A 15,828-nucleotide genomic window follows, 5' to 3' on the forward strand; every position below is an offset into this window, starting at 1 on the left:
TTCATTCTTCCAAGGACTGCTTGCTCAATGCATCCTCTGGTCCTGAGGGCTTTCCGAGCGTTGGGATGCCAAAAACTCCCGATATAACCGCGCCGTGCTCCCTGGCTCTTCGACCATCGGCATATGGCCGATGCCGTCCCAGATTTCTACACGCAGATCCTCGATGCCTTTGCTCCAGATCGCCACGCTACTGACATCGATCAAGCGGTCCTTGCGCCCCCACAGCAGCAGCGCCGGGCACTTGATGTCGGGCAGTTTTGGCTCCATCGGCGGGCTGGCGCGAAAGTCGCTGAAGATTTCTGCCAACTCATCCCGGGACTGTTCATAACGCTGGGCGATGGCGTCCAGCACCACGCCGGGCACCCACGGTGGTTCGGCCATGGTCATGGCGTAGAAGCGCCGGAATTCTTCTCGGGAGTGAACCAGGAACGGGTTGTGCCCCTGGGCCAGGTGGCGTTCCAGGTCACTGATTTCGGGGGCGGTGACACCGGCCGGGTCGATCAGCGCGACCGACGCGATGCGCTCCGGGTAGGTGGCCGCGAGCCAGGCCGCCATGTAGCCACCCATCGAGTTGCCGATCACGTGGACCTTCTCGACGCCGCAGACGTCGAGCAACTGGATCATTCGCTTGGCCTGCAAGGGAATGTCATAACCGCCGCCGGCCTTGAAGCCGGTTTCGCCATGCCCCGCGATGTCGGGGATGATCACCCGGTAGGTGCCGACAAAGTGCCGGGCAAAACGCAGCCAGATATTCTTGTCGGCGCTGTAGCCGTGGAGCATCAGCACACTGCTTGACGCTTCATAAGGCCCGCCTTGCCAGGTCGAGACGGTCATTTCGGCGATGGGCACGACGATTTTGTGTAGCCGATACAGCTTGGCTTCGGCCGCCATGTTCAAGTCATAGAGCCAATAACCGATGGCCGGGTAGCTCAACCAGCTCCAGGCCGCGAAAACTGCGATAGCGACAACCAACAAAAGCATCAGGCGTCTCCCTTCTCTCTGATCAGGACAGCATGTGATCGGCGGGTTTCAGTGCCCGGGTCAATCGGTGGTAGCTGAAACTGAACCCCGGAAACATGGCGATTACATGACCGCTCTTGCTTTGATACCAACTGTGGCAGCCTCCTGACTTCCATACAGTGCGTTCCATCTCCCGGTGGATCATTTCAGTGTAGGTACGTTCTGCCTCGGGGCGTACTTCGATGCTGCGCAAACCCTGTTCTTTTAACGTGCGAATGCAGTCGAGGATGTAATTCATCTGCGATTCGATGATGAACAGCGCCGATGTATGGCCGATACCGGTGTTGGGACCGGTGACGATAAACAGGTTGGGGAAGTCCGGCAGGCTGGTGCCGAGGTAGGCGCGAGGGTAGGTCGCCCAGAAATCCCTGAGTTGCTTGCCGTTTTTTCCGCTGACCGGGTAGGAAATGACCCCGTCAGTGGCGTCGTAACCGGTGGACCAGACGATCAGGTCCACGTCGATGTGCTGCCCGTCCTGCATGACGATGCCGGTTTCGTCGATGGCGGCAATGCCTTGCTCGCGGCTGTGCAAGGTCACATTGTCGCGGCCGAGTGCCGGGTACAGGGTGCTGGAAACAATGACCCGCTTGCAGCCGATGGCGTAGTCCGGTGTCAGTTTTCGTCTGAGTTCAGGGTCGGGCACTTGTCGCTTGAGGAAGCGCAGGGCGTGTTGCTGGACCATACGGATGGCCGGTTTCGAATATTTGAAGGCAATCACCCGGGTTTCGAATTGCCAGTAGATCATCCAGCGCAGCAGCTTGTAGGCGGGTTTGAGGCCGAGCAACCAGCGCTGGAAAGGCCCAAAAGTGCGATCGCCCCGTGGCAGCACCCAGTGCGGTGTGCGCTGGAATACATGCAAATGCTCGACGTCCGGAGCAATCGCCGGAATCACCTGGGCCGCGCTGGCGCCACTGCCAACGATGGCGACGCGTTTATGCCGATAGTCGTAGGCGTGATCCCAATGGTTGGTATGAAAAGTCTTGCCCTGAAAGCGCTCCTGGCCCTTGAAGCGTGGGACGACGGGCTGACTCAGCGGCCCTGTGGCGTTGATCAGGAACTGCGCGTAGAACGTGCCTTTGCTGGCGGTGTGCACTGCCCAGCGTTTGGCGTCGTCGTCCCATTTGACGCGTTCGACGTTCGCCTCCAGTTCCACCCTGTCGCGCAGGCCGAATTGCTCCACCACGTGCTGCGTGTAGCGGTGCAATTCGGCTTGTTCGGCGAACATTTGCGTCCAGCGATAGGGCGCAAAGGACAGCGAATACAGCGGCGAGGGCACGTCCACGGCCGCGCCGGGGTAAGTGTTCTGGCACCAGGTGCCGCCGAAGAAGTCCCGACGTTCCAACAGACGAAAATCATCGATGCCGGCCTTGAGCAAATTGATCGCCGCACACTGGCCGCCGAAACCGCTGCCGATGATCAACACTTGGAAAGTCTGCATGGGCCTCCTTTTTTCTCGTTATTTGTCTCTTCAGGTATAGCCAAACATTCGGGGCTCGCCTCCTGTCTATACCGCGGTATTCAGACTGCTGGCCGGTGATGGCTATTTGACGTTGCCCTGTTAGACTTCGAGCACACCCGCAACCCCAGGTGTGATCAGGTTCCGTTCAGCGGTACAGAGGCCTTATGGGAAAAACGGGAGGAAAAGGACTTTCACTGGCCAGGAGGCTCTATGCATCGCGAAGCCTGGGGCTAGCCGCGGGACTGGTGTGTGTGGCCGCCGCGATGTACCCGCTTGATCCGCCATTGTGGGTCTGGGCGATGATGCTCTTCAACGGAATCTTCTGGCCACACGTGGCCTACCAATGGGCGCGTCGGGCGAAGGTTCCCTACCACGCCGAACACCGTAACCTGCTGGTCGATGCCTTTCTCGGCGGCTTCTGGGTCGCCGCCATGCAATTCAATCCGCTGCCCAGCGCAACCACCATTGCCATGATGGCGATGAACAATGTGGCCATTGGCGGTTTGCGATTCCTGCTGGTGGGCACGGTTGCGCAACTTCTGGGCGTTTGCGTCGGATACTTTCTGTTTGCGCCAGCCTTCATTCCTGAAACCAGTCAACTGCAGCTGTACGCCTGTTTACCTTTGCTGTGTCTGTATCCGTTGGCGCTGGGCTGGATCTGCTTTCGCCAGGCCACCACGCTTGGCCGGCAAAAGCGCGAATTGCTTGCCCTGAGCCGCACCGACAGCCTCACCGGCCTGCTCAACCATGGTGCCTGGAAGGACCAGTTGGAAGTCGAATTCCAGCGCTGTAAACGCCAGAATCGGGGTGGGGCTATTGCGTTGATCGACGTCGATCACTTCAAAGCCATCAACGACACCTACGGGCATGTCGCCGGCGATATCGTCTTGCGGCAGTTGAGCAAGGTGCTCAAACAGAACCTTCGGGCGACTGACGTGGCCGGCCGCTACGGCGGTGACGAGTTCTGTGTGATTCTGCCGGACCTTGCGCTCGGCAGCGCCGCGGCGGCCATGGATGCCCTGCGGGATCGTTTCGCCACCCTCAGTTACGAACAGAGCCCAGCGCTGAAAGTCAGCCTGAGCATCGGCCTGGCCGCTTTCACCCAGGCGCACACAGACGCGACGCTCTGGCTCAACGACGCCGATCAGGCGCTTTACCAGGCCAAGACCACCGGCCGCAATCGGGTTATCTGTAGCGGCGAGGGCGAACCTCGTCACGAACTGTTCGACCCGGTCTGAAAGCCTGCACAAATCTCTTGTAGGAGCCGTGATGCGGCGACTGATTGACACGCGGGCAGGGTGACAAATGTTTTCATATCGGGATGTCACCCTGCCTTCCTTCTGTTCAGGCTACTCCGCCCTCAGTAATGACAACGTGTGTTCGTAGAATGCTGTTTCTTGCGTTGCGATGCCGGGATATGTGGGCAAGTAGTCCTCGTCAAAACACCAGGCCTGGGCACTGGTCGTTGGCGGCGCATGAATGATCAGACTTAGTGAAGAAGACATTTCCCGGGGAGGCAGTTGTCGATGCACTTCGTAATAGGGTTGCATGTGCAGCACTTGGCCTTGGGCGAGTTTAAAAGTTGTTTCTTCACCCAAGGGAGGGCGAATGCCAGTGCTTAATTGCGTCTGATCGAGGATGTTGCGCTTGACGGTGGTGTAGCCATCGCCGCTGTAGCCCACCGCATAAATCTCGAAATCGTGGGTGTGGTTCAGGTGGTAGATGAACGTTTCGCTTTCGTCCTTGCTCGACACCGGAGCCCAAAAACCGAGGCGGACGGTGTAGGCATCCGAGTAATGCAGCACAAAGGCGTAGGCGTTATACAAGCTGTTTTTGGTGCTGTACCCGTCACGTTGAAGGGTGTTGTAAAGATGCTCGCTCAGCAATGTTCTGTTGGTGGCAAGTTCGCGCAGGTCCGCAATGATGTGTGATTTATCTTGATGGAGGTCGTACGTGTCCATGCGTTCAACAAAGGTGGCCAATTTCATGCTATCTCACCCACGTGTTGATCCAGTAAGTCATTGAGTCGAGTGTTTTGCAGGTTTCTTAAAAGAGGCGCATAACCCAGCGCTTTAACGGGATTTACCCCATGAATCATCTGGAACGCTTTCCATGCGACGGCGGGGTGATAGTGATAAATCAGTTCTTCGGCCACTTTACCGGCCCCGGGATCTTTGGCTACTTGCAGCAATTCCAGGCTGACCAGGTAGCGGGCGGCGCTGTCGTCATGGGGGAACCAGGCAATTTTTTGCAATGACGTACGATCGAATACGTGAATGTCGGCACTCCTGTCAGGAAAGTTAAGACTGCCGATAAATGTGGAATGCCCAGTGCCGTTCGGATTGCTGTCAAACAGGGTTTTCGTACCGTCGATGAACAACGGATTGCTGGCGTCTACAATGACTTGCTCCCCGAGAGTCAGATGCTCATCTTTAACTCCGTAAAGTTGAATGGAAAAAGCTTCTGTATTGATTGCAAACAAAACACTGTTGCCGGGTACGGAATAGAGTTGTTCAGATGTCGGCGCGTTGTCAGGTGCCTTGAGGCTGATATTGCCATTTTTGTTGCAGTGTAATGTTAATGTGCTGGTGTGGGTGTTTGTCAGTTTCATGATCGCGGCGCGGTAAGATACCTCGGAAGTGCTGGCTGTTTGCTGAAATATTTGGTCGGCCAGTTTTTTTACTTCGGCAGTCATATTCAGTTTTTTGATGTTGGTGATAATTTGGGAGGGTTGCAAGTCAGAATCAAGCAGGTTTTTTATCATGTGAGTTCGCCTTTATTTTTTATGTTTTTTGATCAGGCGCAGCGGAGGCGGTTGTAGGCAGGCGTCAGAAGCTGTGCGCTGTGACCGCTGACGTCTGCCGTTACTGATGGAGGCAGTGTTACTGAGTGAATTCAGCGGTCTCGATAAACTGCCAGTATTGCTTGATTGCCTGGAGATTGCCGACGTTGAGTCGAGGTGTGTTTAACCAGCAGTTCATGTCCTGACACCTTCTGGTCGAAGCGAAAATTTTGTTTTTTTCCGCGTGAAACAGCGGTATCTCGGACCAGTTTTTGGTTGTTTTCTGCATCGTGGTCTCGTCCTGTGTGATTGCAAGTCCGCCAGGCGTTATCAGGGATTAATTCTTGGTGGGCAGGTTCCAGAAGTTTTTGATTTCGAAAATGTTAGCCATGTTGTAGCGAGGTATAATGCCGCTGCAGTTAATTTCATTGTCACATTTTGTTGGTGTGGTAATAACTTTGGCTTCGGCGCGTAATAGAGGGGTTTTGTGCCAGTTGCTAGTGGTTGTGTTCATCAGTATTTCCTTGTTGTTGTAGGTTGGGTGAGAAAAGTCTATCTCGGGGGGTATTGATTTTAGGTTGTTGATTTCAGGGTTAAGTGTTTTTGTTACTTGGCGGTTTTAAGGTTAGAGGGAGCGATATTTAATAACAACTCTGGAGTTGTTATTAAATATTGGCATTTGTTTTGGAGTGTGTATTTCAGCAGGAACAGAAAAAAGCCATACGGCTCCAGATTCCTTGAAAACTTGCCGGTGACATTGCGTCTACCGGCTGAATCACAGGTCGTCTTTGGAGCCGAAGTTAGAGAGAACTCATTCTTTAACGCTCATAAACTCTTCTGCCCAACGGATGTATTCCTCAGGCTGCGTATAAGTATGCGTCAGTTCCGTAGCGCTCAAGTCCGAGGTCTGGGTGAGGATCTGCCGCTGCTCGCGCAGGCTGTCGTAAGTCGCCTTGATCGCAGCAAAGTAAGCGCCATGACCGTCGATGGTGACCCGCACGCCCAGCTCCGCCAGACGTTTGTCGTCGCGCAGCAGCGGGTTGCCGTAAGTGACCAGCATCAGTGGCACGCTCAGGTGTTCGGCGATCTGTTCGAGGTGGTCGAAGTCCCGCACGCCCACCATGCAAATCCCGTCCGCACCGGCCTTCTGGTACTGCTGGGTGCGGCTGATGATTTCCTGTACTGGCAGGATTCCCGCGTGGGTGCGGGCGATGATGGCCATTTCCGAGTCGACCCGGGCTTCCAGCGCTGCGCGGATCTTGCCGACACCTTCGGCGACACCGATCAGGTCGGTGGACTTGCGGCCGAATTGCGCCGGCAGCAGGGTGTCTTCGATGGTCAGGGCAGCAATGCCGGCACGTTCGAGTTCGACGATGGTGCGCATTACGTTGAGGGCGTTGCCATAACCGTGGTCGGCGTCGGCAATTACCGGCAATTGGGCGACACGGCCGATGCGAGTGGCCTGCTCGGCGAACTCACTGAGGGTGATCAGGGCAAAGTCGGGTGCGCCCAGCACCTGTAGCGATGCGACAGACCCACCCAGGATCCCCACTTCAAAACCCAGGTCTGCGGCAATGCGTGCCGACATTGGGTCGAAAACCGACGCGGTGTGATAGCAGGTTTTGGAAGCGAACAGTTCACGGAAGTTACGGCGCAAATCTTGATGTGAAAGCCTGGACATATGAGTTCCACCAATGGAATGGAAGGGCTTGAGCAAAAGTGTCAACGCCGAAAAAACAAAAGGCTATCACGCTAAGGGGGGAAGAATGATGACGAATTTGCAGAGCGGGCCTGATCGAAACCGCCATTGAGAGGCCTGAGGTTGCTTCAAGCCGCCGCTGCCTGCTGCTGTTGATTGAGCAGCGGCACCGCGCGTACCGAGTTGCCGGGTTGCAGTTGCAAGCGTTTGGCGGTGAGCCGGTCGACGATCAGGCTGTTGCCCACCCGCCTGGCGGGGGCGGCGGTGATGCGGCAGTTTTCCAGTCGGCGGTTGTGGATCAGCCAGACCGGCGCCTGGTCGTCTGGCGTGCCGATGACCAGCGATAGCGCCTGGCTGTCGCGCACCGTGCGGATTTTCGACAGCGGTGCTTCGATGACCGGGCCGGCGTCAAAGATGTCGATGTAGCCCTTGTGCGTGAAACCTTCTGCGGTGAGGATTTTCAATGCCGGTTCGGTATTCGGGTGAGCCTTGCCGATCACGGCCTGGGCCTGTTCGGTGAGCAGGCAGGTATACAGCGGTTGGCGTGGCATCAGTTCGGCAATGAACGATTTGCTGCCCAGCCCCGACAAGTGATCGGCATGGTTGAAATCCATCTTGAAGAAGTGCCGGCCCAGGCTGTCCCAGAATGGCGAGCAGCCTTGCTCGTCGGCGCTGCCACGCAGTTCGGCGATGAGCTTCTCGCCGAACAGGTGCGCAAACTCGGCAGCAAACAGCAAGCGCGCCAACGACAACAATCGACCGTTACTGCCGTGGCGTTGATCGTGACGCAGGAACAGGGAGCAAATCTCCGATTGCCCGGTCATTTCGTTGTTCAGGAACAGTGTCGGGATTTGCCGCCGGATGCCCAGATCCGGTGACGCACTGACTGTCAGTCCCACTCGATAGTTGTACCAGGGCTCACGCAGGCCAACGGCCCCCGTCAGGGCGCTGACACCCACTACTTGCTGATCGTCGTCTTCGAGCACGAACAGGTAGTCGGCATCGGCGCGTTCAACCTGCTCCGCGAAAGTTCGTTGCGCCCAGCGCACCCGGTGCGCCAGGCGGTCCTCGCTGGCGGGCAGGGTGGTAAAGCCGGGGCCGGCCTGCCGGACCAGCGCCAACAGGGCGGGCAGGTCGGTGATCTGGACCGGACGGACAATCATTTTGCAGCTCCTTCTACACGCAGGTTCGAGCGCTGTCGTTGGGCACTGGACGCGATGATGCTCACAGCGCGATCACCCGGATCGGGCTGCCGTCGGTGACATTCAGTGCCTCGCACATCTCGGCGCTGAGGACCACGGGTTGCCCTGCGGTGTAGTCCAGATCGGCGACGATGGCGCGATAGTTTCGCAGTGAATCGTTGCTCACCAGGTAGCGTCCGCGGGCATCGATGGTCGAGCCCGGTGTGGCGGTGCCATTCTGGCTTTGCGCGATAGTGCGGATGTTGGCGAGCCGTGCATACAGGGTCGGGCCGCCGTCGAACAGGTCGATGTAGCTGTTGGTCTCGAACCCCTCGCGTTCAAGGATATCGAAGGCCTCCTGGCCATCGGGGTGAATACGGCCGATGCAGTCCCGCGCGGCCTGGGGCAGCATCGGCACGTAGATCGGATATTGCGGCATCAGTTCGGCAAGAAATGTCCGGCTCTCCAGCCCGCAAAGGCGCTCGGCCTCGGTGTAGGGCAGGTCGAAGAAGTGTTTGCCCAGCGCATCCCAGAACGGCGACCGTCCTTCTTCATCGCTGAAGCCGACGATTTCGGTGATGACCGCTTCGGCAAAGCGCGGCAGGTGCGCGGCGATGAACATCAGGCGCGCCCGTGACAGCAATTCCGAGGACGGTGTGCGCACCAGTGCCGCATCGATGTGAAACCCGCGCAGCAAGGTGTGGCCACTGAGGTCGTGGCACAACGACAACGCCGGCACGCCGTGCTCGATGTTCAGTTCTCGCGAGGCGCTGGTGAAATGCCGGTTGCGCAGGCTGTAGAAGGGTTCGCCGAAACCGGCAGTGGCGAGGATTTCCGAACAGCCCGCGAGGCGCCGGGTGGTCAGGTCCTCCAGCACGAAGAAGTAGTTTTCCGGGCCATGCTGTTGCACGTTTTTATCGAACGAGGCGCAGGAGTCGAGAATCCGCTCGCGCAAGCGTTCGGTGTCGTCCGGCAGGGACGTCACGCCGACCAGGCTTTCTTGCGCCAGTCGCTGCAACTGGGGCAGGTCGGTTAACTCCACTGGGCGTAAGACCAGCATGGATGCACTCCTGTATCAAAGGGTTCGGCGGTTGGCACGAACCTGACTATCACTGTCGGTTTCCACGCATTGAATCGGCGGTCGCTTGATGCTGTTTGCCAGGCGCCACTCTTTTTCTTATCCAGTCAGTCGCTGCTTGCCGCAGGCAGCGTCATGCTGACACTGTCGGTCGGGTTCTGGGTGCGGAGGCGGTGTTGCATGTTGCTGGAAGCGGGCATCCGGGCTCCTGCTGGATGAGGGTGTTGTTTAGATTAGCCGTTACGGCAGTATTTATGGAACGATCGCCCCATGTCTAGTGAATTTTTGCTCGGCCATTTCTGGCCCTAAAATGGGGCGAAATGCCCGTATGTCGGGGGCTACACCAAAGTCGCTCAGCCTTGTAGGTCCTCGCTTACAGGGGTGTCGGAGATAGCGGTTTTTTAAGGGCGACAAGCGTTGGCAAGGGGTAAAACGAAACGCCCCCAATCGTGTTTCTTACGGCACAATTGCGTGATTGTTGGCGGCGTGACGCTGTTTTTCTTTCCTTTTACCGAGTGATCCTTCGTGCAGGCGACCCGTTTGACCCTGATGTGCCACGCTCGAACCGTCGCACAGAAATTGGCGCGTTTTCCTACGGATGAGCCGGTGGAGATGGATTGGCAATCGGCAAGAGGTTCGTTGGGTTCCCGACTCAAGAAGGCATCGCGCCTGTTCTGCGGTCCGGAATTGCGGACCCGGCAAACCGCCGGGTTGTTCGCCGATGACGTGGAGATTGTCGAGGCGCTGAGGGAGTGTGATTTTGGGCGCTGGAATGGCTTGCGGATCGACGACCTGCAGCAATCCGAACCCGAGACCTTGCAGAGCTGGCTCGATGATCCGCATTCGGCGCCTCACGGTGGCGAGTCGGTAGCGCAACTCGGCGAGCGGGTGGCCGCCTGGCTGAAAACCCTGGAGGCAACACCGGGGCACTGCGTTGCCATCACTCACCCTTTTGTCATTCGCGCGGCGCTGACCCATGTGCTGCAAAGTCCCGCGTTCAATCTGATCGATGTCGAACCGCTGTCAGCCATCGAATTGCGCTTCAATGGTCGCTGGCGCTTACGTGTGTTGGGCACAGACCTTGAGGGAGCCTGTTGATGAAAAAACTGATGGTCATCGGCATCGGTGCCGGCAACCCCGACTACATCACGATGCAGGCCGTGAAGGCTCTGAACCTCGTCGATGTGTTTTTCCTCATGGACAAGGGCCAGAGCAAAGACAAACTGATCGACCTGCGCCGTGAGATTTGCCAGCGCTACATCACTGATCACACCTACCGTTTCGTTGAAGCCCACAGCCCGGAGCGCGAGCGCGGAGAGGTGGACTACAAGGCCAGTGTGGAAGACCTGAACCTTGCCAAGCAGCTGACCTTCGAACGGCTGATCAATGAGGAAATGTCCGACGGCCAGTGTGGCGGATTTCTGGTGTGGGGTGATCCGGCGTTGTACGACAGCACCATTCGGATCTTGCAGGCGATTCTGGCGTCCGGTCGCTGCGTCTTCGAGTTCGACGTGATCCCCGGTATCACCAGCGTTCAGGCATTGGCAGCCCAGCATAAAGTGCCGCTGAACCGGATCGGGCGCTCATTCGAAATCACGACGGGCCGCCGGCTGGCGGCAGGGCAGGTGAGCGATGCCGACAGCCTGGTGGTGATGCTCGACGCGGAAGATTCCTACCATCAGGTGGCGGATCAGGAGACAGAGATTTACTGGGGGGCTTACCTGGGGACACCGGATGAAATCCTCATCAGCGGCAAGCTCAAGGACGTGGCGGACGAGATCGAGCGAGTGCGCAAGGCGGCGCGGCTGGCTAATGGGTGGATTATGGATACGTACCTTTTGCGTAAGCCATGAAACCGCCTTCGCGGGCAAGTCGGATCGCCGCACCGCTCGCTCCTACAAAGATCACGTATACCTTGTAGGAGCGAGCGGTGCGGCGATCCGACTTGCCCGCGAAGGGGCCCTCAAACACACCTCAAATCTTCGCTTCAATCTCCCGCCCAAACCGCTCCCGATACACCGACGGCGGCACGCCGACCACGTTGCGAAACGCCACCCGGAAACTTTCCACCGAGCGATAACCACACTGCTCGGCGATCTGGTCGGTGTTTCTGCTCGTGCTCTCCAGCAATTCACGGGCCCGCGCCAGGCGTTCATGCTGCAACCACGCTTTGGGCGGCATGCCCGTGGCTTCGGTAAACCGACGCAGGAATGTCCGCTCACTCATGGCCGCCTCGCTGGCCAGGTCGCGGACCTCCAGCGGTTCATGCAAACGCTCCCGAACCCACTGCATCACGCGGGAAAGATCGCTGCGCGGCGTAGGACTGACCGGCGTCGGAATGAACTGGGCCTGGCCGCCGGTGCGTTGCGGCGACATCACCAGCCGTCGTGCCACCGAGTTGGCCACCTGGGTGCCGAAATCCCGTGCCACCAGATGCAGGCACGCATCGATACCAGCAGCACTGCCCGCCGAAGTGATCAGTTGGCCCGAGTCGACGTAGAGCACGTCAGGGTCCACCAGGATGTTCGGGAAGCGCGCCGCCAGTTCCGAGGTGTAGCGCCAATGCGTGGTGGCACCGTGACCGTCGAGCAAACCGGTCGCTGCCAGGACGAACACGCCTGAGCAGATCGACAGCAACCGTGCGCCCCGCGCATGGGCCTGGCGCAGGGCGGTGATCAACGCTTCAGGCACCGCAGCGTTGCGATCACGCCAACCGGGAATGATGATGGTTCGGGCGTCGCCGAGCAGTTCCATGCTGCCATCGGCCAGCACCTGAATGCCGCCCATGGCGCGCATCGGGCCCTGATCCACGGCGACGATCCGGTGCTCGTACCACGGGAAATCGAACTCCGGGCGCGCCAGGCCGAAGATCTCCACGGCGATGCCGAATTCGAAGGTGCAGAGGCCGTCGTAGGCCAGAATCGCGACTAATCCAGGGTTGGGCTGCATTTGGCGGAAAATTCCCGGTAGGTGTCTTGTGCGCCACTTTAGCCGCAAGTGCACGGCGGATAAAGTCTTCTCACACCCACCCAAACGTAGGAGTACCGCTCATGACCAGCCTGGTCCGCAACATTCCCGCTGCCCCATCGGCCATTGCCCTGATGCATTTCAGCAACCGTCTGACCTTCGAGACCGATTGTTCCGACGTCCACAGCAGCCAGCAGGCAGGTGAAGTGGATTTTGTGCTGTTGGACGTGCGCGGTCCGCTGGCGTTTGAGCGTGGTCATGTGCCGGGCGCGATCAATTTTCCGGGACGACTGCTGACTGCTGAAGGGTTGGCAACCTGGGCGAAATCCACGCTGTTCGTGGTGTATTGCGCCGGGCCGCATTGCAATGGTGCCAACAAGGCCGCGGTGAAACTGGCGGCTCTGGGCTACCCGGTCAAGGAAATGATCGGCGGAGTGACCGGTTGGCTGGATGAAGGGTTTGAGTTGAGCACTGAGGTGCAACGGCCAGCCACAACCGCAATCGGCTGCGAATGCTGATGTAAATGCTTTTGTAGGAGCCGGCTTGCTGCGGGCGGCGTTCCGACGATGGCGACCGTTCAGGCGATGAACATGTCGACTGAACCACCGCCATCGCCAGCAAGCCGGCTCCTACAGGTTGCGATCATCGAGCAATTGCCGAATGCCACTCATCCAGCGTCACCTGCAACCAGTCAAAAACGGCGGCATGGGCGGCGCTGTCCGGTGCCCCCCGTGGCAGCGGTGATTCCTCGGCAAAGTGTGCATTGAGCGTTGCCACCGATTCGGCATTCCACTCCGGATGAAACTGCAAACCCACCCGCGCAGGCCCTGCGCGATACATCTGCTGCTCGCACTGATCGCTGCTGGCCAGTAGCTGCGCGCCGGGCGGCAAGTCGATGGCGTCTTCGTGCCATTCCAGCACCTTCAATACCCGGCCATCGGCAAAGCGCACTGGCGTCCAGCCGGTTTCGGTCCGATCCATTCGCCGCACATTCCCGCCCAGACTCAGCGCCAACAACTGCGCCCCCAGACAAATCGCAAACACCGCCGCGCCCTGTTCCAGGCTGCGCGCGAGCCACTGGCGTTCAGCCTCCAGCCATGCGGGGCCGGCGTTGGACTCATAGGGCCCGCCCAATAAAACCGCCGGTTCCGCGCTGACTGGCGGCAATTGACCGAGGTCGGCGCGGTAGACGTTCAGCGACAATCCCCGGGAGGCAGCCCAGTCGGCAATTGCGCCCGGTCCTTCGGCGGGGTGGTGCTGGATCAGGTTCAAGGTGCGAATCTCATCGTTCATTCAGCTCGCCTTTTCTATAAGTATTTGTCGCATATGCACAATTTACGCGCCTGAAGCCGCTCTAGACTGCCCGCCACTTCGGTTTTCTCCAACAAAAAAGCGCTGACCGAACGCTACCAATCGAACGCTGCCAATAAAAGCCTCCGCCCACAGGAGTTATAAATGAAGAAGCTAGTGATGTTCGGTGCCCTGGCACTGTCGATGTTGTCCCTGACCGCTGTGGCCGATGACGCCAAGCCGATCCGCATCGGTATCGAAGCCGGTTACCCGCCATTCTCGATGAAAACCCCTGACGGCAAACTCACCGGTTTCGACGTCGATATCGGCGACGCGCTGTGCGAGCAGGCGAAACTGAAATGTACTTGGGTCGAGCAAGAGTTCGACGGCCTGATCCCGGCCCTGAAGGTCAAGAAAATCGACGCGATCCTGTCGTCCATGACCATCACCGACGACCGCAAGAAAAACGTCGATTTCACCATCAAGTACTACCACACCCCGGCGCGCTTCGTGATGAAGGAAGGCACCGACGTCAAAGACCCGCTGACCGAGCTCAAGGGCAAGAAAGTCGGTGTACTGCGCGCAAGTACTCACGACCGCTTCGCCACTGAAGTGCTGCAACCGGCCGGTATTGTCCTGGTGCGTTACGGCTCGCAGCAGGAAGCCAACCTGGACATGGTCTCCGGTCGCCTCGACGCGATGCTGGCCGACTCGGTCAACCTCGACGACGGTTTCCTGAAAACCGACGCAGGCAAAGGCTTCGCTTTTGTGGGTCCAACCTACGAAGACGCCAAGTACTTCGGCGGCGGCGCCGGCATCGCTGTGCGCAAGGGTGATCAAGAGCTGGCGGACAAATTCAACACCGCCATCACTGAAATCCGTGCCAACGGCAAGTACAAGCAAGTGCAGGACAAGTACTTCAATTTTGATGTTTACGGCGAGTAATCCAGCCGTATAAGAAAGTGGCAACCGTGAAGACGGTTGCCACTTTTTTTATGTTCTCTTTAATGAAATGAGAACCCTGTGGGAGCGAGCCTGCTCGCGATAGCGTTGGGTCAGACAGCAAAACATTGACTGACACACCGCTATCGCGAGCAGGCTCGCTCCCACAGGGGGTCTCAGTGTTTGATATTGAAGGAGTAGTTTCATGCAACGCATCGACCACCCATTGCCCTGGAGCCACCTGGGCTCCGAACGCACCCTCAGCGTATTTCGTTACGGCACGGGCTCGCGCAAGGTCTACATCCAGGCCAGCCTGCACGCGGACGAACTGCCGGGCATGCGCACGGCGTGGGAGCTGAAAAAACGCCTGGCCGAGCTCGAAGCCCAAGGTCAGTTGCAAGGCGTGATCGAGTTGGTTCCCGTGGCCAATCCCATCGGCCTGGACCAACACCTGCAAGGCAGCCACATGGGCCGTTTCGAACTCGGCAGTGGCAAGAATTTCAACCGCTCGTTCGTTGAGCTGAGCGCGCCGGTCGGTGAGCTGATCGGCGATCAGTTGGGCGCCGATGCCCAGGCCAACATCGCGTTGATTCGTCAGGCCATGGGCCAGGTTCTCGACGGTTTGCCTGCACCGAAGTCGCAGCTGGAAGCCATGCATCGCTTGCTGCTGCGCCATGCTTGCGATGCCGACATCACCCTTGATCTGCATTGCGATTTCGAAGCGGCGATTCATATTTATGCGCTGCCGCAACACTGGTCGCAATGGAAGTCCCTGGCGGCTCGGCTGAAGGCGGGCGTTGCGCTGCTGTGTGAGGATTCCGGCGGCAGTTCTTTCGATGAATCCTGTTCTTCACCATGGTTGCGTCTGGCCAAGGCATTCCCCGAGGCGGCGATTCCACCGGCCAACCTGGCGACAACGCTGGAGCTGGGCAGCATGGGCGATACCCGGGTCGATCAGGCTCAGGCCAATTGCGAGGCCATTCTCGGCTTCCTTGCCGAACAGGGTTTTATCAAAGGCACCTGGCCGGCCGCACCGAGTGAATGCTGTGAAGGCATGCCGTTTGAAGGCACGGAATACCTGTTTGCGCCGCATCATGGCGTGGTCAGTTTTCTGCGCGAGGCCGGTGAATGGGTCGAGAAGGGCGATGCGTTGTTTGAAGTGGTTGACCCGTTGAGCGACCGGGTGACCACCGTGTGCGCCGGCACCAGTGGCGTGTTGTTTGCGATTGATCGCGGGCGGTATACGCAACCGGGGACGTGGCAGGCGAAAGTTGCGGGGCGCGAGCCGATCCGCGTTGGGAAGTTGATTAACGATTGACCGGGATGCTTTGGTGTCGCTGATACCGCTATCGCGAGCAGGCTCGCTCCCACAGTTGAAATGCATTCCCCCTGTGGGAGCGAGCCTGCTCG

Annotated in this window: 16 protein-coding genes; 6 read left to right on the top strand and 10 right to left on the bottom strand. The window is 58.4% G+C overall.

The genetic code is table 11. The features are described from left to right. Positions 1-24: 24 nt before the first annotated feature. On the bottom strand, positions 25-981 hold the full coding sequence (locus KGA82_RS04325; RefSeq protein ID WP_008044917.1) for an alpha/beta fold hydrolase: 957 nt from the start codon (positions 979-981) through the stop codon (positions 25-27). Between the two features lie 22 nt (positions 982-1,003). Further along, positions 1,004-2,458: a flavin-containing monooxygenase gene (locus KGA82_RS04330; protein ID WP_223449691.1), complete on the bottom strand. Its 1,455-nt coding sequence runs from the start codon at positions 2,456-2,458 to the stop codon at positions 1,004-1,006. Positions 2,459-2,643: 185 nt separating this feature from the next. Here KGA82_RS04330 and KGA82_RS04335 point away from each other — a divergent pair, with 185 nt between their 5' ends. Further along, a complete protein-coding gene (locus tag KGA82_RS04335) occupies positions 2,644-3,717 on the top strand; it encodes a diguanylate cyclase (protein WP_008026745.1) in 1,074 nt (357 codons plus the stop codon). A 111-nt stretch (positions 3,718-3,828) separates the two neighbouring features. On the opposite strand, the gene KGA82_RS04340 is transcribed toward KGA82_RS04335, so the two are convergent. The 6 genes from KGA82_RS04340 to KGA82_RS04365 form a co-directional block, all read right to left on the bottom strand. Next, positions 3,829-4,467 carry a transposase gene (locus KGA82_RS04340; RefSeq protein WP_223449692.1) on the bottom strand — a complete coding sequence of 213 codons (639 nt, stop codon included), beginning with the start codon at positions 4,465-4,467 and terminating at the stop codon, positions 3,829-3,831. Next, complete coding sequence (locus tag KGA82_RS04345; RefSeq protein ID WP_223449693.1) at positions 4,464-5,243, bottom strand: hypothetical protein; 780 nt, start codon at positions 5,241-5,243, stop codon at positions 4,464-4,466. The genes KGA82_RS04340 and KGA82_RS04345 overlap by 4 nt, the downstream gene beginning before the upstream one ends. Before the next feature lie 355 nt (positions 5,244-5,598). After that, a complete protein-coding gene (locus tag KGA82_RS04350; protein WP_223449694.1) occupies positions 5,599-5,775 on the bottom strand; it encodes a hypothetical protein in 177 nt (58 codons plus the stop codon). 297 nt (positions 5,776-6,072) lie between these two features. Then, on the bottom strand, positions 6,073-6,942 hold the full coding sequence (locus KGA82_RS04355) for an oxaloacetate decarboxylase (RefSeq protein WP_008026744.1): 870 nt from the start codon (positions 6,940-6,942) through the stop codon (positions 6,073-6,075). Between the two features lie 146 nt (positions 6,943-7,088). Further along, positions 7,089-8,123 (bottom strand): arginine N-succinyltransferase, encoded by a 1,035-nt coding sequence (astA, locus tag KGA82_RS04360; RefSeq protein ID WP_008026743.1) that lies wholly within the window; start codon positions 8,121-8,123, stop codon positions 7,089-7,091. A gap of 61 nt (positions 8,124-8,184) precedes the next feature. Continuing rightward, positions 8,185-9,201: an arginine N-succinyltransferase gene (locus KGA82_RS04365; protein WP_223449695.1), complete on the bottom strand. Its 1,017-nt coding sequence runs from the start codon at positions 9,199-9,201 to the stop codon at positions 8,185-8,187. A 543-nt stretch (positions 9,202-9,744) separates the two neighbouring features. Between KGA82_RS04365 and KGA82_RS04370 the strand changes: the two genes are divergently transcribed. Together KGA82_RS04370 and cobF are read left to right on the top strand one after the other, a co-directional pair. Next, positions 9,745-10,317, top strand: a complete 573-nt coding sequence (locus KGA82_RS04370) for a histidine phosphatase family protein (RefSeq protein WP_223449696.1) — start codon at positions 9,745-9,747, stop codon at positions 10,315-10,317. After that, positions 10,317-11,072: a precorrin-6A synthase (deacetylating) gene (gene cobF, locus KGA82_RS04375; RefSeq protein WP_008044931.1), complete on the top strand. Its 756-nt coding sequence runs from the start codon at positions 10,317-10,319 to the stop codon at positions 11,070-11,072. Before KGA82_RS04370 ends, cobF begins: the two co-directional genes overlap by 1 nt. Positions 11,073-11,193: 121 nt before the next feature. Here the strand turns inward: cobF and ftrA are convergent, their stop codons facing one another. Beyond that, entirely contained in the window at positions 11,194-12,168 is a 975-nt protein-coding gene (gene ftrA / locus KGA82_RS04380; RefSeq protein ID WP_223449697.1) for a transcriptional regulator FtrA, read from the bottom strand. A 101-nt stretch (positions 12,169-12,269) separates the two neighbouring features. Between ftrA and KGA82_RS04385 the strand changes: the two genes are divergently transcribed. After that, on the top strand, positions 12,270-12,704 hold the full coding sequence (locus tag KGA82_RS04385; RefSeq protein ID WP_223449698.1) for a rhodanese-like domain-containing protein: 435 nt from the start codon (positions 12,270-12,272) through the stop codon (positions 12,702-12,704). A gap of 124 nt (positions 12,705-12,828) precedes the next feature. On the opposite strand, the gene KGA82_RS04390 is transcribed toward KGA82_RS04385, so the two are convergent. Next, positions 12,829-13,479 carry a type 1 glutamine amidotransferase gene (locus KGA82_RS04390; protein WP_263290625.1) on the bottom strand — a complete coding sequence of 217 codons (651 nt, stop codon included), beginning with the start codon at positions 13,477-13,479 and terminating at the stop codon, positions 12,829-12,831. A 162-nt stretch (positions 13,480-13,641) separates the two neighbouring features. On the opposite strand from KGA82_RS04390, the gene KGA82_RS04395 reads away from it, so the two are divergent. Continuing rightward, positions 13,642-14,421: an ABC transporter substrate-binding protein gene (locus KGA82_RS04395; protein WP_192228756.1), complete on the top strand. Its 780-nt coding sequence runs from the start codon at positions 13,642-13,644 to the stop codon at positions 14,419-14,421. 202 nt (positions 14,422-14,623) lie between these two features. Next, positions 14,624-15,736, top strand: a complete 1,113-nt coding sequence (locus KGA82_RS04400) for a succinylglutamate desuccinylase/aspartoacylase family protein (protein ID WP_223449699.1) — start codon at positions 14,624-14,626, stop codon at positions 15,734-15,736. Positions 15,737-15,828: the final 92 nt, after the last annotated feature.

The sequence above is a fragment of the Pseudomonas sp. BF-RE-22 genome (assembly GCF_019956155.1).
In the GTDB taxonomy this organism is placed as follows: Bacteria; Pseudomonadota; Gammaproteobacteria; order Pseudomonadales; family Pseudomonadaceae; genus Aquipseudomonas; species Aquipseudomonas migulae.